General features: G+C 67.9%; 17 protein-coding genes. 7 read left to right on the forward strand and 10 right to left on the reverse strand.

What is annotated here, in order from left to right; translation table 11 throughout:
- Window positions 1-48: 48 nt before the first annotated feature.
- Window positions 49-804, reverse strand: coding sequence for an IclR family transcriptional regulator (locus K3M35_RS08475; protein ID WP_220666374.1), 756 nt, complete (start codon window positions 802-804; stop codon window positions 49-51).
- Between the two features lie 138 nt (window positions 805-942).
- On the opposite strand from K3M35_RS08475, the gene K3M35_RS08480 reads away from it, so the two are divergent.
- On the forward strand, window positions 943-1,479 hold the full coding sequence (locus K3M35_RS08480) for a DUF1992 domain-containing protein (RefSeq protein ID WP_220666286.1): 537 nt from the start codon (window positions 943-945) through the stop codon (window positions 1,477-1,479).
- On the opposite strand, the gene K3M35_RS08485 is transcribed toward K3M35_RS08480, so the two are convergent.
- On the reverse strand, window positions 1,466-2,119 hold the full coding sequence (locus K3M35_RS08485) for a CoA transferase subunit B (RefSeq protein ID WP_220666287.1): 654 nt from the start codon (window positions 2,117-2,119) through the stop codon (window positions 1,466-1,468). The genes K3M35_RS08480 and K3M35_RS08485 overlap by 14 nt on opposite strands.
- Window positions 2,120-2,122: 3 nt before the next feature.
- Window positions 2,123-2,884 (reverse strand): CoA transferase subunit A, encoded by a 762-nt coding sequence (locus K3M35_RS08490; protein WP_220666288.1) that lies wholly within the window; start codon window positions 2,882-2,884, stop codon window positions 2,123-2,125.
- Between the two features lie 202 nt (window positions 2,885-3,086).
- On the opposite strand from K3M35_RS08490, the gene K3M35_RS08495 reads away from it, so the two are divergent.
- Window positions 3,087-3,860 (forward strand): IclR family transcriptional regulator, encoded by a 774-nt coding sequence (locus K3M35_RS08495; RefSeq protein WP_019290591.1) that lies wholly within the window; start codon window positions 3,087-3,089, stop codon window positions 3,858-3,860.
- A 7-nt stretch (window positions 3,861-3,867) separates the two neighbouring features.
- On the opposite strand, the gene K3M35_RS08500 is transcribed toward K3M35_RS08495, so the two are convergent.
- The 5 genes from K3M35_RS08500 to K3M35_RS08520 are packed head-to-tail and all read right to left on the reverse strand — an operon-like array spanning window position 3,868 to window position 10,001.
- A complete protein-coding gene (locus tag K3M35_RS08500) occupies window positions 3,868-4,689 on the reverse strand; it encodes a CoA ester lyase (RefSeq protein ID WP_220666289.1) in 822 nt (273 codons plus the stop codon).
- Window positions 4,686-5,180: a MaoC family dehydratase gene (locus tag K3M35_RS08505; RefSeq protein ID WP_019290589.1), complete on the reverse strand. Its 495-nt coding sequence runs from the start codon at window positions 5,178-5,180 to the stop codon at window positions 4,686-4,688. Before K3M35_RS08505 ends, K3M35_RS08500 begins: the two co-directional genes overlap by 4 nt.
- On the reverse strand, window positions 5,177-6,340 hold the full coding sequence (locus K3M35_RS08510; RefSeq protein WP_220666290.1) for an acyl-CoA dehydrogenase family protein: 1,164 nt from the start codon (window positions 6,338-6,340) through the stop codon (window positions 5,177-5,179). Before K3M35_RS08510 ends, K3M35_RS08505 begins: the two co-directional genes overlap by 4 nt.
- A complete protein-coding gene (locus K3M35_RS08515) occupies window positions 6,340-8,373 on the reverse strand; it encodes an acetyl/propionyl/methylcrotonyl-CoA carboxylase subunit alpha (protein WP_220666291.1) in 2,034 nt (677 codons plus the stop codon). Before K3M35_RS08515 ends, K3M35_RS08510 begins: the two co-directional genes overlap by 1 nt.
- 8 nt (window positions 8,374-8,381) lie before the next feature.
- A complete protein-coding gene (locus K3M35_RS08520) occupies window positions 8,382-10,001 on the reverse strand; it encodes a carboxyl transferase domain-containing protein (RefSeq protein ID WP_006550755.1) in 1,620 nt (539 codons plus the stop codon).
- 89 nt (window positions 10,002-10,090) lie between these two features.
- Here K3M35_RS08520 and K3M35_RS08525 point away from each other — a divergent pair, with 89 nt between their 5' ends.
- Both K3M35_RS08525 and K3M35_RS08530 read left to right on the forward strand, forming a co-directional pair.
- On the forward strand, window positions 10,091-10,750 hold the full coding sequence (locus K3M35_RS08525; RefSeq protein ID WP_006550756.1) for a TetR/AcrR family transcriptional regulator: 660 nt from the start codon (window positions 10,091-10,093) through the stop codon (window positions 10,748-10,750).
- Window positions 10,747-11,517, forward strand: a complete 771-nt coding sequence (locus K3M35_RS08530) for a thioesterase family protein (protein WP_006550757.1) — start codon at window positions 10,747-10,749, stop codon at window positions 11,515-11,517. The genes K3M35_RS08525 and K3M35_RS08530 overlap by 4 nt, the downstream gene beginning before the upstream one ends.
- A gap of 55 nt (window positions 11,518-11,572) precedes the next feature.
- On the opposite strand, the gene K3M35_RS08535 is transcribed toward K3M35_RS08530, so the two are convergent.
- Window positions 11,573-12,445 (reverse strand): LLM class F420-dependent oxidoreductase, encoded by an 873-nt coding sequence (locus K3M35_RS08535; RefSeq protein WP_198387744.1) that lies wholly within the window; start codon window positions 12,443-12,445, stop codon window positions 11,573-11,575.
- 264 nt (window positions 12,446-12,709) lie between these two features.
- On the opposite strand from K3M35_RS08535, the gene K3M35_RS08540 reads away from it, so the two are divergent.
- From K3M35_RS08540 to K3M35_RS08550, 3 genes are all read left to right on the forward strand, one after another.
- A complete protein-coding gene (locus tag K3M35_RS08540; RefSeq protein ID WP_094979708.1) occupies window positions 12,710-14,350 on the forward strand; it encodes a CHASE3 domain-containing protein in 1,641 nt (546 codons plus the stop codon).
- Window positions 14,347-14,811 carry a response regulator gene (locus K3M35_RS08545; RefSeq protein ID WP_006550760.1) on the forward strand — a complete coding sequence of 155 codons (465 nt, stop codon included), beginning with the start codon at window positions 14,347-14,349 and terminating at the stop codon, window positions 14,809-14,811. Before K3M35_RS08540 ends, K3M35_RS08545 begins: the two co-directional genes overlap by 4 nt.
- A gap of 419 nt (window positions 14,812-15,230) precedes the next feature.
- Window positions 15,231-16,412 carry a zinc-dependent alcohol dehydrogenase gene (locus K3M35_RS08550; RefSeq protein ID WP_019290580.1) on the forward strand — a complete coding sequence of 394 codons (1,182 nt, stop codon included), beginning with the start codon at window positions 15,231-15,233 and terminating at the stop codon, window positions 16,410-16,412.
- A gap of 56 nt (window positions 16,413-16,468) precedes the next feature.
- On the opposite strand, the gene K3M35_RS08555 is transcribed toward K3M35_RS08550, so the two are convergent.
- The gene (locus K3M35_RS08555) at window positions 16,469-16,894 is read right to left on the reverse strand and encodes an Hsp20/alpha crystallin family protein (protein WP_019290579.1); all 426 of its coding nucleotides are present in this window, start codon (window positions 16,892-16,894) and stop codon (window positions 16,469-16,471) included.
- Window positions 16,895-16,950: the final 56 nt, after the last annotated feature.

Here is a 16,950-nt window from a genome sequence, read left to right on the forward strand (position 1 = left end):
GGTCCGCCCCCGTACAGGGGGTCGTTCCGGTGAGTGGAACGTGCGCGCTCAGAGGTTGCGAATGGCCTCGCGGCGGGCGTGGGTGGCGGCGATACCCGCGGCGGCGGCCTTCACCGCTCCCTCGTGCTTCTCCGGACGGAACCGGGTGACGGGACCGGTGACGCTCACCGCCGCGATGGGACGCTCGTCCGCGTCGAGGATCGGGGCGGCGACACAGGCCAGGCCGACCGCGGACTCCTCGAACTCGAAGGCCACCCCGCGCTCGAGCACGGTCGCGAGATTCGCCCCGAGCCGCCCGGGGGTCGTGATGGTGCGGGGAGTCTTGCGCGCCAATCCGGCCTCGACCACCTCGGCCAGCAGCTCCGGTGGGGAGAACGCGAGAAGAGCCTTGCCGATCCCGGTGCAGTACATGGGCATTCGCCCACCGATCCGGGACGGCGTGGACGCGGGGCGATGTCCGCCGATCTTCGAGACATAGACGACCTCGACACCCTCGGGGACGCCGAGGTGCACGGTCTCGTGGGTGCGCTCGTAGAGGTCCTCCATGAACGGGATGGCGACCTCGACCAGGCCCCGCTCGAGGGAGGCGCGCAGGCCCAGTTCGAAGAGCTGCCCGCTCAGGCAGTAACCGGCCGGGTCCTTGTCGAGCAACCGGACGGTGACGAGGTCGCCGACGACGCGGTGCAGCGTCCCCTTCGGCAGACCGGTGCGTCGGCCCAGTTCGGCGAGGGTGAGGACGTGGTCGTCGGCGGTGAACGCCCACAGCACGGTGACGACCTTGCCGAGCACCGTGTTGGTGTCCACCCCGTCGCCCGGCGGGCGGGCATGCACCGGCGACTCGCGCTGTCCTTCCACGTGGCTCAGGTTAGGACACCAGCACCGTGTGGCGGTCGGGACCCACAGCCGCCCGGACCCGGTGCCCGCCCCTGGCATCCTGGATGTGTGACCGAGCGCAAGCGGTGGGATCTGACGTTCGAGACGTGGATCGAACGGCAGATCCGCGTGGCGCAGGACCGGGGCGATTTCGACGATCTGCCCGGTTACGGCAAACCCATCCCCGACCACGGCGACGACGAGCTGTGGTGGGTGAAGAGTTATCTGGCGCGCGAAGGTCTTTCAACGGAGGCTCTGCTGCCGCCCGAATTGCAGTTGCGGCGCGAGATCGAGCGGCTGCCCGGCACGGTCGGGTCGGCTCCCAGCGAGAAGGTGGTGCGCGAGATCGTCTCCGATCTCAACCGGCGGATCGCCGACTGCCTGCGGTTCCCGAGCGGACTGCCCGTGCCGATCCACAAGGTCGACGCCGAGGAGATGGTGGAGGTGTGGACCGTCGAGCGGGCGCGTCGTCGTGAGGAGGCCCGCGCGGCTCTGAACTCGACGCGACCCCGGCTCGAAACGGAGTCCGAGGCCGGGGCCGTGCGCAGGGGGTGGATCTTCCGGTGGTTCCGCAGGCGGAACCGGCCGGTCGTCAGGGAAGAATGAGCGGTGCTCCGGTCGCGGCGCGCACCTGCTCCTCGGTGACGCCGGGGGCGCACTCGGTCAGGACGAGGCCGTCGGCGGCCACGTCGATCACCGCGAGGTTGGTGATGATGCGCTGGACCACGCCCTCACCGGTGAGCGGCAGCGAGCACTCCGAGACGATTTTCGGGTTGCCCTGCTTGTCCGTGTGCTCCATGAGCACGATGACCGTGCGGGCGCCGTGGACGAGGTCCATCGCCCCGCCCATGCCCTTGACCATCTTTCCGGGCACCATCCAGTTGGCCAGATCGCCGGTGGCCGAGACCTCCATGCCGCCGAGCACGGCGGTGTCGATGTGGCCGCCGCGGATCATGCCGAAGCTCAGCGCCGAGTCGAAGAAGGCAGCGCCGGGGTTGACCGTCACGGTCTCCTTGCCGGCGTTGATCAGGTCGGGATCGACCGAGTCCTCGGTGGGGTACGGCCCGGTGCCGAGGATGCCGTTCTCACTGTGCAAGGTGACGTGCACACCCTCGGGCAGGTAGTTGGGGATCAGGGTCGGCAGGCCGATACCGAGGTTGACGTACTCCCCCGGCGCGAGTTCCTGCGCGGCGCGCGCGGCCATCTGTGTGCGCGTCCAACCGAGTGTCTCGACAGCTGTGGTCATGTTCTACGCTCCCTTCGCGGCGCTGACGGTGCGCTTTTCGATCTGCTTGTCCTGGACACCGGTGAGCACGACCCGGTTCACGAAGATTCCCGGCAGGTGCACCTCGCCCGGATCGATCTCGCCCGGCTCGACGAGTTCCTCGACCTGGGCGATGCACACGCGGCCGGCCATCGCGGCGAGCGGGTTGAAGTTCATCGCGGCCTTGTTGAACACCAGGTTGCCCTCGGTGTCGCCCTTGAGGGCGTGCACGAGCGAGAAGTCGGCGGTGATGGACTCCTCGAGCACGTACCGCTTGCCGCGGAACTCGCGGATCTCCTTCGCCGGCGACGCCACGGCGACCGAACCGTCGGCGTGGTACTTCCACGGCAGTCCGCCCTGCGAGATGGGCGTGCCGACGCCGGCGGGGGTGAAGAAGGCGGGGATGCCTGCGCCACCGGCGCGGAGCTTCTCGGCGAGGGTGCCCTGCGGGGTCAGCTCGACCTCGAGCTCACCCGAGAGGTACTGCCGGGCGAATTCCTTGTTCTCCCCGACATACGACGCGGTGACCCGGCGGATGCGCTTGCTGCCCAGCAGGATTCCGAGACCGTGGCCATCGACACCGCAGTTGTTGGAGAACACCTCGAGGTCGGTGGCCCCGGCGTCGGCGATGGCCCGGATCAGGATGTCGGGGATACCGCACAGTCCGAATCCGCCCACCGCGAGCGTCGCACCGTCACGGATGTCGGCGACGGCCTCCGCCGCCGTCTCGAACACTTTCGTTGCCAACTCTCACCTCTCGGGTTTCCGGGGGAGCCGCCGGGCTCCGCTGGACGAATCACGTCCACTGGATGAACGCAGTCGCATGCTTGGTTTCTACTAAAGAGTCTGCAGGTGGCGAACACAAGTACCTGCCGGAATCTCTCTGAAATTGATCGTTCATCGAACAGAGACGCTATATGCGTTCACTGAGTGGACGTAGAATCGAGGCATGTCGTCCGATGCACGGGGTCAACTGGTCGCGCGGATCGCCGCCCTGCTGCGCACCGTCTCGTCGCACGAACCGGAAGGGGTGACGACCTCGGAGGTCGCCCGCACCACCGATCTCGCCCGGCCCACGGTGCACCGGCTGCTCAGCTCGCTCGCCGACGAGGGGCTCGTCGACCGGGATCCGGCGTCGGGACGCTGGGCCCTCGGACCCGAGCTCTACCTGCTGGGATCGCTCGCCTCCGTGCGCTACGACATCACAGATCTCGCGGGCGACGTGCTGCGCGATCTGGCGCGCGCGACCGGCGAGAGCGCCTTCCTCTCCGCGCGGCGGGGCGACGAGACGGTCTGTCTGGCGATGGAGGAGGGCAGCTTCCCGCTGCGTTCGCACGTGCTCCACATCGGGATCCGGTTCCCGCTCGGGGTGGCGTCGGCGGGGCTGGCGATCCTCGCGCACATGCCCGATCAGGAGATCGAGGCGCATCTGTCGCGGGTGGATCTCACGCAGGATTGGGGACCGGACCACGCGCGACCCGCACTGGAGAAACGGATCGAGACGACACGGCTGACCGGCTACGCCGTCAATCCGGCACTGATCGTCGAGGGCAGTTGGGGAATGGGCGCCGCGGTGTTCGATCACCGCGGCGCCCCGACCTGGGCGTTGAGTCTGACCGGCGTGGAGAGCCGGTTCCGGCCCGATCGTGTGCCCGAACTCGGTGAGGCGCTGCTCGACAGCGCCCACCGTCTCACTCAGTTGTTGCGTCACCGTCCCCGGTGACACGCGGTCATGCCGAGGCGGCGGCCGACGCGCGCTGCAGCACGCGCTCGGCGTGGCGCAGCACCGGGGCGTCGACCATCTTCCCTTCGAAATCGAAGACGCCGCGTTCCGATTCGGCGGCCTCGAGAACGCGCCGCGCCCACGCCTCCTCCTCGGGGGTGGGCGCGTACGCCCGGCGGACGACGTCGACCTGGCTCGGATGGATCGACACCTTGATGTCGAATCCGACCGCCACGGCGTCGAGCGCCTCCTCGTACAGGCCGTCGGTGTCCTTGATGTTCAGGTACACCGAGTCGAGCGCCCAGCGGGCGTGACCCTTCGCGGCGAGCAGGGTCACCGACCGGGCGTGTTGCGCGACCGCGCGGTACGTCCCGTCGGCGTGACGGCTCGCGTTACCACCGAGTCCGGCGACGAGATCCTCGGCACCCCACATCATTCCGAGGGTGTTCTCGGCGACGGCGATGTCCTCCACCGCGAGTACCCCGAGGGGCGACTCGATGAGCGCGACCACCTCGAGCGGTGCGAGCGAGCGCACCTCGTCGCCGCTCTCGCACTTGGGCAGCATGACCCGCGTGTACGACGTGCGGCGCAGTGCCTCGAGATCGGCCTCGTGGTCGGCCGTGCCCACCGGGTTGACCCGCACCACGGTGCGTTCGGGGTCGAGCGGAGTGGCGATCAGCGCCTCACGGGCCGCCGGCTTGTCGGCCGGCGCGACGGCATCCTCGAGGTCGATGATCACCACCTCGGAACGTTCGGCGGCCTTGGTGTAGCGCTCCGGACGATCGGCGGGACAGAAAAGCCATGCGGGGCCGGGGAGTTCCCAGGTCATGTCGTGGGCCTCTTCTGGACCAGGGTCTTGCGCACGGCGACGGCGACGACATCGCCGTGCTGGTTGCGACCGGTGTGTTCGAGGGTGACGATGCCCTCCCCCGGCCGGCTCTTCGACTCGCGCTTGTCGACGATCTTCGTCTCGGCGTAGAGCGTGTCGCCGTGGAACAACGGCTTGGGGAAGGAGATCTCGGAGAACCCGAGATTCGCGACGATCGTGCCCTGCGTGAGCTGGGCGACCGACAGTCCCACGAGCGTCGAGAGCGTGAACATCGAATTGACCAGACGCTCACCGAAACTCGTCTCGGCAGCGTATGCGGCGTCGAGGTGTAGCGCCTGCGTGTTCATCGTCTGCGTCGTGAACAGCGTGTTGTCGGCCTCGGTGATCGTCCGGCCGGGGCGGTGCTCGTAGATCGCGCCGAGTTCGAACTCCTCGAACCACAGGCCACGCTGGACGATCCGCTTCTCCACGGTGGTGTCGGTCTCGCTCACAGTCCCAGCTCCCGTCCGATGAGCATGAGCTGCACCTCGGTGGTGCCCTCACCGATCTCGAGGATCTTGCTGTCGCGGTAGTGGCGCGCCACGGCGTACTCGTTCATGAAGCCGTAGCCACCGTGGATCTGCGTCGCGTCGCGCGCGTTGTCCATCGCGGCCTCGGACGCGACGAGCTTGGCGACCGCGGCCTGCTTCTTGAACGGCTTGCCGGCGAGCATCGCGGCGGCGGCGTCGTAGTAGGCGGTGCGTGCGGCGTGCGCACGTGCCTCCATGCGGGCGATCTTGAAGGCGATGGCCTGGTTGTTGCCGATCGGGCTGCCGAACGCCTCGCGCTCCTTGGCGTACTTCACCGATTCGTCGACGCAGCCCTGCGCGGCGCCGGTCGACAGCGCGGCGATGGCGATGCGGCCCTCGTCGAGGATGCGCAGGAAGTTGGCGTAGCCGCGGCCCCGCTCGCCGAGGAGGTTCTCCTCGGGCACCCGCACGTCGGCGAAGGTGAGCGGATGCGTGTCGGAGGCGTTCCAGCCGACCTTGTTGTAGGCGGGTTCGGCGGTGAAGCCCGGCGTGGAGGTCGGCACGAGGATCGTGGAGATCTCCTTCTTGCCGTTCTCCCGCACATCGGTGAGGGCGGTGACGGTCACGAGCGAGGTGATGTCGGTGCCGGAGTTGGTGATGAACTGCTTGTTGCCGTTGATGATCCACTCGCCGTTCTCGAGCTTGGCGGTGGTCTTGGTGCCTCCGGCGTCGCTGCCCGCACCCGGTTCGGTGAGCCCGAAGGCCGCGAGGTTGCGGCCGCTCGCGAGCTGCGGCAGCCACTCCTGCTTCTGCTTCTCGTTGCCGAAGCGGTAGATCGGCATCGCGCCGAGCGAGACACCGGCCTCGAGGGTGATGGCGACGGACTGGTCGACCTTGCCGAGTTCCTCGAGCGCGAGGCACAGCGCGAAGTAGTCGCCGCCCATGCCGCCGTACTCCTCGGGGAACGGCAGGCCGAACAGGCCCATCTCGGCCATGCCCTGCACGACCTCGTAGGGGAACGAGTGCTCGGCGTCGTGCTTGGCGGCGACCGGCGCGACCACCGTGCGGGCGAAGTCGGCGACCGTCTTGCGCAGCTGCTCGTACTCGTCGGGAAGTTGGCCCGTGGCCAGGTATTCCGTCATCACTTTGTCTCTTCCGTGTCGGCGTGCGGGGTGATTCGCACGAGAAGTTGATCGACCTTGACCTGCTCACCGGCTGCCGCGAACAGTTCGACGGTGCCGTCGATGGGGGCGGTGAGCGAATGTTCCATCTTCATGGCCTCGACGACGACGAGCGTCTGCCCGGCCGTGACGGTGTCGCCGGGGGCGACGGACACCGCGATGACGGCGCCGGGCATCGGGCTCGTGATGTCGGCGTCGCCGGCGTGGGCGTCGTCGCCGCGCACCGATGCCTCGCGCACCTCGCGGACGGCGACGCTGCCGTGGCCGTCGGAAAGCCAGACCGCACCGTCGGATTCGCCGACGCGGTAGCTGTGACGCCGGCCGTCGAGCACGACCGCCAGAGCGGAGCCGTGCAGCACGGCGCTGAACCGGTAGGTCTCGCCGTCCTCGACCTCGGCGACACCGGCCGCCGGAGTTCCGGTCAGGCGCACATGTGCGGTGCGGTCGCCGGAGGTGAGCCGCGACGTGACGGGCCGGTGGGCACCGACGCGCCATCCGTCGGGCACCGCCCACGGATCGGTGGTGTCGCCCGCCCAGCGGTCGAGCCACCGCAGGATGGCCGCGGCGACGAGCGTGGAATCGGCGGTCGTGGGGGCGGTGTAGTCGCCGAGTCGACGGTCGAGCAGGCCGGTGTCGAGCGCGCCGGCGATCACGTCGTCGTCGGCGAGCAGGAACCGCACGAAGTCGACGTTGGTGACGACGCCGAGCACGGCGGTCTGTGCGAGCGCCCGGTCGAGGCGGCGCAGCGCTCCGGCGCGGTCGTCGGCGTGGGCGATGACCTTGGCGAGCATCGGGTCGTAGTCGCTGCCGACCACGGTGCCGGCGCGGATGCCGGAGTCGACGCGCACGCGGGGACCGGTGACGTTCCCCGTCGCTGCGCTCGCCCCGAAAGGCTCGACGACATCGACGATCTCACCGCCGGTCGGAAGGAAGCCACGAGCCGGATCCTCGGCGTAGACGCGGGCCTCGATCGCGTGGCCGGTGAGGGTGATGTCGTCCTGGGTGAAGCCGAGCGGCTCGCCCGCGGCGATACGCACCTGCCACTCGACGAGGTCGAGGCCGGTGACCATCTCGGTGACCGGATGCTCGACCTGCAGTCGGGTGTTCATCTCCATGAAGAAGAACTCGTCCGGCTTGTCGGCGGAGACGATGAACTCGACGGTGCCGGCGCCGGTGTAGTCGACGCTGCGCGCGGTGTTGCACGCGGCCTCACCGATGCGGGCGCGGGTGGCCTCGTCGAGCAGCGGCGAGGGCGCTTCCTCGATGACCTTCTGGTGCCGCCGCTGGAGACTGCACTCGCGCTCGCCGAGGTGGACGACGTTGCCGTGCGCGTCGGCGAGGACCTGGACCTCGATGTGCCGGGGGCGCTGGACGAACCGTTCGAGGAAGAGGGTGTCGTCACCGAACGCCGACGCCGCTTCGCGACGGGCGGATTCGAGCGCGGCGGGCAGATCCTTCGGGTCCTCGACGAGGCGCATGCCCTTGCCGCCACCACCGGCGGACGGCTTGACGAGCACGGGATAGCCGACTTCCTCGGCGCCCGCGATCAGTTCGTCGTCGCTCAGTCCGGGCCGGGAGATGCCGGGCACGACGGGAACGCCGAACTCCGACACCGCTGCCTTGGCGGTGATCTTGTCGCCCATGGTCTCGATGGCGTGGGCGGACGGGCCGAGGAAGGCGATACCGGCAGTGGCGCACGCGGCGGCGAAAGCCGAATTCTCCGAAAGGAATCCGTAGCCGGGATGGATGCCCTGCGCACCGGTGGCGAGCGCCGCGTCGATGACCTTGTCGATCACCAGATAGCTCTCGCGCGCCGCGGCGGGTCCGAGCAGCACCGCGGTGTCGGCCTCCTGCACGTGCCGGGCGTCGCGGTCGGCCTCGCTGAACACGGCGACCGAGCGGATGCCCATCGCCTTCAGGGTGCGGATGACGCGCACCGCGATCTCACCGCGGTTGGCGACCAACACCGTGTCGATCCGAGTCGTATCAGTCATGGGTGCACTCACATCCGGAAGACGCCGTAGGAGACCGGCTCGAGCGGGGCGTTGGCGCACACCGACAGTGCCAGTCCGAGAACTTTTCTGGTGTCTGCGGGATCGATGATGCCGTCGTCCCACAGGCGCGCGGTCGAGTAGTAGGGATTGCCCTGTTCCTCGTACTGGGCGCGGATCGGAGCCTTGAACTCCTCCTCCTGCTCGGCCGTCCAGGGATTGCCCGAGGCATCGAGCTGGTCGGAGCGCACCGTGGCCAGCACCGAGGCGGCCTGCTCGCCACCCATGACGGAGATGCGGGCATTGGGCCACATCCACAGGAAGCGAGGCGAATACGCGCGACCGCACATCGAGTAGTTGCCGGCGCCGTACGAGCCGCCGATGACGACGGTCAGCTTCGGCACTCGGGCGCACGCGACCGCGGTGACCATCTTCGCGCCGTGCTTGGCGATGCCGCCGGCCTCGTAGTCGCGGCCGACCATGAAGCCGGAGATGTTCTGCAGGAACACCAGCGGAATCGAGCGCTTGTCGCACAGTTCGATGAAATGCGCTCCCTTGACGGCGGATTCGCCGAAGAGCACGCCGTTGTTCGCGATGATGCCGACCGGGTGGCCGTGGATGCGTGCGAAGCCGGTGACGAGAGTCTTGCCGTATTCGGCCTTGAACTCGTGGAAGCTGCTGGATTCATGGCCGTCACCGCCGGCGCCGTCGACCACACGGTCGATGACCTCGTGCACGTCGTAGGGGATGCGCGAGTCGGTGGGCACCACGTCGTACAGCTCGGTGGGGTCGGCCTCGGGTTCGACGGTGGGTTCGACGTCCCACGGACGCGGGTTGCGCGGACCGAAGGTGGAGACGATGTCTCGCACGATGCGCAGCGCGTCGCGGTCGTCCTCGGCCAGGTGGTCGGTGACGCCGGAGACCTTCGAGTGCAGGTCGCCGCCGCCGAGCTCTTCGGCGGTGACGACCTCGCCGGTCGCGGCCTTCACCAGCGGCGGGCCACCGAGGAAGATGGTGCCCTGGTTGCGGACGATGACGGCCTCGTCGCTCATGGCGGGGACGTAGGCGCCGCCGGCGGTGCACGAGCCCATGACCGCGGCGATCTGCGGAATCCCCTTGGCGCTCATGGTGGCCTGGTTGTAGAAGATGCGGCCGAAGTGCTCGCGGTCGGGGAAGACCTCGTCCTGCCGCGGCAGGAAGGCGCCACCGGAGTCGACGAGGTACAGGCACGGCAGGTTGTTCTGCAGCGCGACTTCCTGCGCCCGCAGATGCTTCTTGACCGTGATCGGATAGTAGGTGCCACCCTTGACGGTGGCGTCGTTCGCGACGATCACGCACTCGCGGCCGGCGACGCGGCCGATGCCGGCGATCATGCCGGCGCCGGGGCACTCGTCGTCGTACATGCCGTCGGCGGCGAGGGGCGACAGTTCGAGGAACGGGCTGCCCGTGTCGAGCAGTTCGTCCACGCGGTCGCGGGGAAGCAGCTTGCCGCGGGCGACATGCCGCTCCCGGGCTTTCTCGCTGCCACCCAGGGCTGCGGCAGCGAGCTTGTCTCGGAGCTCTCCGACCAGCTGTTCGTGCTGGTCGCGGCTGGTTGTCGAGGCCGTCTCAGCGGTTGTCACGGACACCATCCTCGGTAGATCGACTAATCGCCATTAACTGAAATCTAGGTTAGTTATGATTAACCGAGTTGTCCAGACCACACCGAGCGGAGATTTTCATGACCGAGTCCGCGATCGACGTCTCGACCGCATCGGGACGCCCGACGCGGCGTAGCCTCGCCAAGGCGGAACGCCGACGGGACCTCCTGCGTGCCGCGGCGCACCTGATCGCCGAACGCGGATTCCCCGGGGTCCGCCTCGAGGATCTCGGTGCGGCCGTGGGGATCAGCGGTCCCGCCGTGTACCGGCACTTCCCCAACAAGGACGCCCTGCTCGTCGAGATCCTCGTCGAGATCAGCCGCCGCCTCCTCGCAGGTGGCACGCAGGTCGCCGAGACGACGCCCGACCCACGCGACGCCCTCGAGGGCCTGGTCGACTTCCATCTCGACTTCGCGCTGGGCGAGCCCGATCTCATCCGCGTGCAGGACCGCGAGTTCACGTCCCTCCCCGACGAGGGGCAGCGGGAGGTGAGGGTGACCCAGCGTCGCTACGTCGAGATCTGGGTCGACGCCCTGCGCCGCATCGACCCCGCACTGCCCGAATCCGATGCGCGCACGATGGCGCACGCGACCTTCGGACTCATCAACTCGACACCGCACAGCGCCGACCCGCGTTCCCCCGAAGGCACCCGCGCGGTGCTGCGACGCATGGCACTGGCAGCTCTCGCCGCGACCCCCTCGGCTCTCGCGGCAGAGCCGTCACGAACGGAGACCGCATGAGCTACTTCGAACGACTCGGCCCGACCTCCTTCCGCGCCACCGAACATGTCGGTGGGGCGTGGAACGAGGCGGAGCAGCACATCGCTCCCGCTCTCGGGCTGATCGCCCACGTCGTCGAATGCGACCGCGACGCGCGGCGCGACGACGACCTCACGATCGGACGCCTGTCGTACGACATCCTCGGCACCGTGCCCGTCGGTCCCGTCGTCACGACGGTCGAGGTCCTGCGGCCCGGACGCACCATCGAACTCGTGGAAGCGACCCTCGCCTACGACGGGCGCGCGATCGTGCGTGCGCGCGCGTGGCTGATGCAGACCCGTCCCACCGCGGAGATCGCCGGCACCACGCTGCAGCCGATTCCGACGCCCGAGGACTGCGAACCCTGGGACCCGACGACGCTGTGGCCGGGAGGATTCATCGACTCGGTGGAGGTGCGCCGCGTCTCGACCGCACCCGGACGGGCCTCGTTCTGGGTGCGCACCGGTCTCCCGCTCGTGGAGGGCGAGAAGGTCAGCGATCTCGCCGCCACGGCCGGCCTGTTCGACATCGCCAACGGCATGGCGGTGCGTGCCGATCCGAGAACGGTCGCCTTCCCCAACGTCGACCTGACCGCGCACCTGTTCGCCGAACCCCGCGGTGAATGGGTCGGCTTCGATACGTCGGTCTCGTTCGGCGCCGACGGCGTCGGCCTGACGAGCACGGTGCTGCACGATGCGACCGGACCGATCGGCACGATGTCCCAGATCCTCACGGTGCGGCCGATCTGAGCGGCCACACCGATCCGGTGACCTCGGGGTTCGGTGACCTCGGGGTTCGGTGACCTCAGCTCAGCAGCGCGGACGCGAGCTGCCGGTAGCCCTCGCTCGGGAAGGTGAACGGATCCGCGGTGAGCACCTGGATGGCGACCTCGTCGGCACCGGCGGCGTAGTGCTTCTCGATGCCGGCGACGACGCTGTCGAGATCGCCCCACGGGATGAGCACGTCCATCAGGCCGTCGCTGCCACCGTCGGCGAGGTCCTCGTCGGTATACCCGAGACGACGCAGGTTGTTCGAGTAGTTCGGCAGCGCGAGATAACCGCGCATGTACTCGCGGGCGATGTAACGCGCAACGGTCTCGTCGGTTTCGAGGACGACGGCCACCTCGGGCGCGAGCAACGGCTCCGAGCCGAGGGCCTCACGCGCAACCGCCGTGTGCGCGGGCGGAACGAAGTACGGATGGGCTCCTGCCGCGCGCTCGGCGGACAGCTTCAGCATGCGCGGGCCGAGCGCCGCGAGGACCCTGCGATCGGTGGGCACCGGCGTCGACGCCACATCGAGGCCGTCGAGGTACTCGACCATCCGGCTGTAGGGCTTGGTGTAGCTGGTGTTCTCCCGCGCGTCGACGACGGGAGCGTGACTCGTTCCGACGCCCAGCAGGAAACGACCGGGATACCGCGACTCCAGATCGGCGACCGCAGCCGCCGTGGTCTCCGGGTCGGCGTGCCAGATGCTGATGATGCCGCTCGCCAGCTCGAGCGTCGTCGTCGCCGCGAGCAGTTCACCGTAGACGGAGGGGAAGCCGTCCTTGAATCCGCCGGACGTCCACAACCGGGAGTACCCGAGCTCCTCCAGTTCGCGGGCTGCATCGAGCGCCTGCTCGCGAACCTTCCGACTGAGCCAGAACGCGCCACCCCACACACTCACTCGTCGTGTCATGCGACCGACCCTAGTCGCGTTCCGGCACTCGGTGCAGCCGGTTCGGCCCGTGGCCGGATCGGAACGGCTCCACCGGTCGGCTACAGTTCGCATTCGGGTTCAACAGACAGCCCGTCCATACGTGTGTTCGCAGACCGACAGGTTCGGGACCGCACCGCCGTCGGGATTCGTCGCCCGTAGGCGCGAATCGGGCACGGGCCGGGAAGCTGGGGTGGATGTGATCGGTATCGTGCGTTCCGCCGAGGTCGGAGCGACGGTGCGGCGATGAGGGATCCTTCGGTTCCCGAACCGCGCATCGAGCGGTTCTCGTCGCGGCTGGTCGTGCAGAGCTGGTTCCAGGTCGCGTTCGCGGTCCTCGCGGTCTTCGCCGTCCTCGGCTCGATCGTGGGCGGAATCTTCATCCAGCGCACCGTGCAGATCACCGACGAGGTGACCGGGCGGATCCAGCCCGCGATGACGGAGTCCTACCGGCTGCAGAGCTCATTGCTCGATCAGCAGACCGCGGTCCGCGGGTATGCGCTCACGACCGACCCGATCTTCCTCGGGCCGTATCGCGCCGGCCGAGCCGATCAGCAGGTCGCCCTCGATCGCCTCCGTGAACTCCTCGCCGACCATCCCGAGCTCCTCGCCGACATCGACTCCATCGACGCCACCGCCCGGCAGTGGCAGACGCAATATGCAGAGCCGATCATCGCCACAGTCGTGCCCGGGCAGCCGCGCCCCGTCGATGCGAACCTGGCAGAGGAGGACCGGCTGACCTTCGGTGAGATCCGGTCGATGTTCGTCCAGGAGAACAGCGCGCTCTCCCGTGTGCTCGAAGAGAACCTCGACGATCTCGTGCAGTCCCGGACGATCCGCAACTCGGTCCTGATCGCCATGGTGATCACGTTCATCCTCACCGGCCTCGCGATGGTGGCCCTCGTCCACAATCTCGTCGCCGTGCCGCTCAGCAAACTCCGCAACGCCAGTCGCCGGGTCGCGCTGGAGGAGAACTTCTACCAGCACATATACCCCCAGGGACCGAAGGACATCCGGGCACTCGCCCTCGACGTCGAGACGATGCGCGGTCGTATCGCGGACGCGTTGGCGGACTCCCGGAAGCAGCAGACCCTGCTCGCGAAACAGACCGAGGATCTCGATTCCCAGGCCGAGGAACTCCGCCGCTCGAACACCGAACTCGAGCAGTTCGCCTACGTCGCATCGCACGACCTGCAGGAACCGCTGCGGAAGGTCGCGTCCTTCTGCCAGCTGCTCGAGAAGCGGTACGGCGACGTCCTCGACGATCGTGGACGACAGTACGTCGAATACGCCGTGGACGGCGCGAAACGGATGCAGGTGCTGATCAGCGATCTGCTCGCCTTCTCCCGGGTCGGACGCGTCCACGACGCCTACGTCCGGGTCGACCTCGGCCGACCGCTCGAGAAGGCGTTGTTCAACCTCTCCGCCTCCATCGAGGAGTCACAGGCGCAGATCGAACGCCCCGACGACCTCCCCGAGCTCACCGGCGACCCCACTCTGCTGACGATGCTGTGGCAGAACCTGGTCGGCAACGCCATCAAGTTCCGCCATCCCGATCGCACCCCGGTGATCAGGATCGAGTGCGAAAAGGCCGAGGACGAGTCGGACGGTCCGCGGTGGCACTTCTGCGTCACCGACAACGGCATCGGGATCGACAGCGAGTACGCCGAGAAGGTGTTCGTCATCTTCCAGCGGCTGCATCCTCGCGACGATTACCAGGGCACCGGTATCGGACTGGCGCTGAGCAAGAAAATCGTCGAGTATCACGCGGGAAGAATCTGGATCGACACCGAGTACGGCGATACTCATACCGAGGGCACTCGAATCTGCTTCACCCTCGGAACCGCATCACGCCCCGTCGAGCAGAAGCAGGGGACAACGTCATGAGGAGCACGATCGTGACCTATCCCGCTGCCCGACCGGTGGACGTCCTGTTGGTCGAGGACGATCCCGGCGACGAGCTGATGACCCGTGAAGCATTCGAGGACAACAAGATCGGCAACGCCCTACACGTCGTCCGCGACGGGGCGGAAGCACTCGACTTCCTGTACCGCCGGGGCGACCACGAGGGTGCGCCGCGCCCGGATCTGATCCTGCTCGACCTGAACCTGCCGAAGTACGATGGCCGGCAGGTGCTGACGAAGATCAAGTCCGATCCGGAACTGTCCGACATCCCGATCGTGGTGCTCACGACCTCGTCGGCCGAGGAGGACATTCTCCGCAGCTACAAGCTGCACGCCAATGCGTACGTCACCAAGCCGGTCGATCTCGACCAGTTCATCGGTGCCGTGAAGCAGATCGACGAATTCTTCGTGCAGGTCGTGCGGCTACCGCGTCGCGGACGCTGACGAGAAGCTCCGCGGGGCGGCTCGGGCCGAACCGTCAGGACAGGATGCCGAAGATCGCGACCACGAAGATGATCACGATCACCGCGACGGCGAGCAGCGCGAGCCACCCGCTGATGGGGAATCCTCGAGATCCGGGGTGCGCGAAGGTTCGGGATCCTGGCTTCCGTGGTGTTCGGGGTCCGAAGTGGTCACCTGACCTCCTTCTGTGCGGCTGTGCTCCCGCAAGAGCGGCCACAGACATGTGTCGCGGTGATTCGATTCTGTGGCGACATACCTCTCCTCCGGCACGCGCAAACATGTGCGGTGCGGCAGGGACCCGCTCGCGGGCAGCGTTTGCCCGCGCCGAGCGGGGGTAGGCATCGAGGGACACGTGCCGGGCACGGCCCGACATTCCTGCACCCGAGGAACCGAGGAGCGACATGAAGGCAGTGACATGGCAAGGGCGCCGCAACGTGAGCGTCGATACGGTGCCCGATCCGACGATCCAGGAGGCCGGTGACGCCGTCATCCGCGTCACCACCACCAACATCTGCGGCTCCGACCTGCACCTGTACGAGGTGTTGGGAGCCTTCATGACTCCCGGCGACATTCTCGGTCACGAACCGATGGGCATCGTCGAGGAGGTCGGCTCCGGCGTCACGAAGCTGAAGCCCGGCGACCGGGTGGTGATCCCCTTCCAGGTGTGTTGCGGCCAGTGCTTCATGTGTTCCCACGGCCTGCATTCGCAGTGCGAGACCACGCAGGTCCGTGAGGAGGGCACCGGCGCCGCACTGTTCGGCTACTCGAAGCTCTACGGCAGCGTGCCCGGCGGGCAGGCCGAATATCTGCGCGTCCCCCATGCCGACGCCACCCACATCAAGGTCCCGGAAGGGCCGGCCGACGACCGTTTCGTCTACCTTTCCGACGTGCTGCCCACCGCGTGGCAGGCCGTCGAGTACGCGGAGATCCCCGACGGCGGAAGTGTCACGGTGCTCGGCCTCGGCCCCATCGGAGAGATGGCCGCCCGCATCGCGGTGCACAAGGGTGCCCGCGTGATCGGCGTGGACATGGTCCCCGAGCGACTGGCCCGCGCGGCCTCCCGCGGCATCGAGGTCGTCGATCTGCGCGAGGTCGACAACAATCCCGGCGACATGATCCGTGACATGACGAACGGGCGCGGCACCGATTCGGTGATCGACGCCGTGGGTATGGAGGCGCACGGCTCGCCCGTCGCGAAGCTCGCCCAGAGTGCCGCCGGCTTCCTGCCGTCGGCGATTGCCGAGCCGTTCATGGAGAAGGCCGGAGTGGACCGTCTCCACGCGCTGTACACCGCGATCGACGTCGTGCGGCGTGGTGGCGCGATCTCGTTGAGCGGTGTGTACGGCGGGGCGGCGGATCCGATGCCGATGCTCACCCTGTTCGACAAGCAGATCCGTCTCCACATGGGTCAGGCCAACGTGTTGAACTGGGTCCCGGAGATCCTGCCGCTGCTGACCGACGAGGATCCGCTGGGGGTCGACGACTTCGCGACCCACCGCCTCCCGCTCGACGACGCACCGCACGCGTACGAGATCTTCCAGAAGAAGCAGGACGGCGCCATCAAGATCTGCCTGAAACCGTAGTGGACGCAGCCGAACCGGGCCCGGAAATCATCCCGGGCCCGGTTCGCCGTAGCGGTTCACTTCTCGATCGCGGCCTGGCCGTTCGTCTCCGCGTCGATCACCGAGATCTTGCGGGGCTTCGCCTTCTCTGCGACCGGAATCGTCACGCGTAGAACACCACCGCGGTACTGCGCTTCGATCCGATCGGTGTCGAGGGTGTCACCGAGGAACAGCCTACGAGTGAAGATGCCTCGCGGCCTCTCGGTCGAGACGAATTCCTTGTCCCGGTCGACTTCCGGACGTTCCGCGCGCACGGTGAGCACGTTGCGTTCGACATCGAGGTCGATCGAGTCGGCGTCGACGCCCGGGAGATCGAACTCGGCGACGAAACGGTCGCCTTCTCGCCATGCATCGAGCGGCATCACCGCGGGCCGTGCCATGGTGCCGAGCACCTGCTGCGTGAAGCGATCGATATCGCGGAAGGGGTCGGTGCGCATCAACATCGGTCTGTCACCTCCGACTGTCCGGCCGTTCGTGGCGGCCACACTTTGTCGATTAC

It is taken from the genome of Rhodococcus sp. DMU2021 (assembly GCF_019641445.1).
Classification (GTDB): domain Bacteria; phylum Actinomycetota; class Actinomycetes; order Mycobacteriales; family Mycobacteriaceae; genus Rhodococcus; species Rhodococcus pyridinivorans.

Excerpts from the sequence above, each read along its gene's own strand:
- K3M35_RS08555 (WP_019290579.1), bottom strand. The coding sequence starts at position 16,894 with ATGTTGATGCGCACCGACCCCTTCCGCGATATCGATCGCTTCACGCAG.
- K3M35_RS08515 (WP_220666291.1), bottom strand. The coding sequence starts at position 8,373 with ATGACTGATACGACTCGGATCGACACGGTGTTGGTCGCCAACCGCGGT.
- K3M35_RS08500 (WP_220666289.1), bottom strand. The coding sequence starts at position 4,689 with ATGACCTGGGAACTCCCCGGCCCCGCATGGCTTTTCTGTCCCGCCGAT.
- K3M35_RS08495 (WP_019290591.1), top strand. The coding sequence starts at position 3,087 with ATGTCGTCCGATGCACGGGGTCAACTGGTCGCGCGGATCGCCGCCCTG.
- K3M35_RS08535 (WP_198387744.1), bottom strand. The coding sequence starts at position 12,445 with ATGACACGACGAGTGAGTGTGTGGGGTGGCGCGTTCTGGCTCAGTCGG.
- K3M35_RS08520 (WP_006550755.1), bottom strand. The coding sequence starts at position 10,001 with ATGGTGTCCGTGACAACCGCTGAGACGGCCTCGACAACCAGCCGCGAC.
- K3M35_RS08540 (WP_094979708.1), top strand. The coding sequence starts at position 12,710 with ATGAGGGATCCTTCGGTTCCCGAACCGCGCATCGAGCGGTTCTCGTCG.
- K3M35_RS08510 (WP_220666290.1), bottom strand. The coding sequence starts at position 6,340 with ATGACGGAATACCTGGCCACGGGCCAACTTCCCGACGAGTACGAGCAG.
- K3M35_RS08545 (WP_006550760.1), top strand. The coding sequence starts at position 14,347 with ATGAGGAGCACGATCGTGACCTATCCCGCTGCCCGACCGGTGGACGTC.
- K3M35_RS08550 (WP_019290580.1), top strand. The coding sequence starts at position 15,231 with ATGAAGGCAGTGACATGGCAAGGGCGCCGCAACGTGAGCGTCGATACG.
- K3M35_RS08525 (WP_006550756.1), top strand. The coding sequence starts at position 10,091 with ATGACCGAGTCCGCGATCGACGTCTCGACCGCATCGGGACGCCCGACG.
- K3M35_RS08485 (WP_220666287.1), bottom strand. The coding sequence starts at position 2,119 with ATGACCACAGCTGTCGAGACACTCGGTTGGACGCGCACACAGATGGCC.
- K3M35_RS08530 (WP_006550757.1), top strand. The coding sequence starts at position 10,747 with ATGAGCTACTTCGAACGACTCGGCCCGACCTCCTTCCGCGCCACCGAA.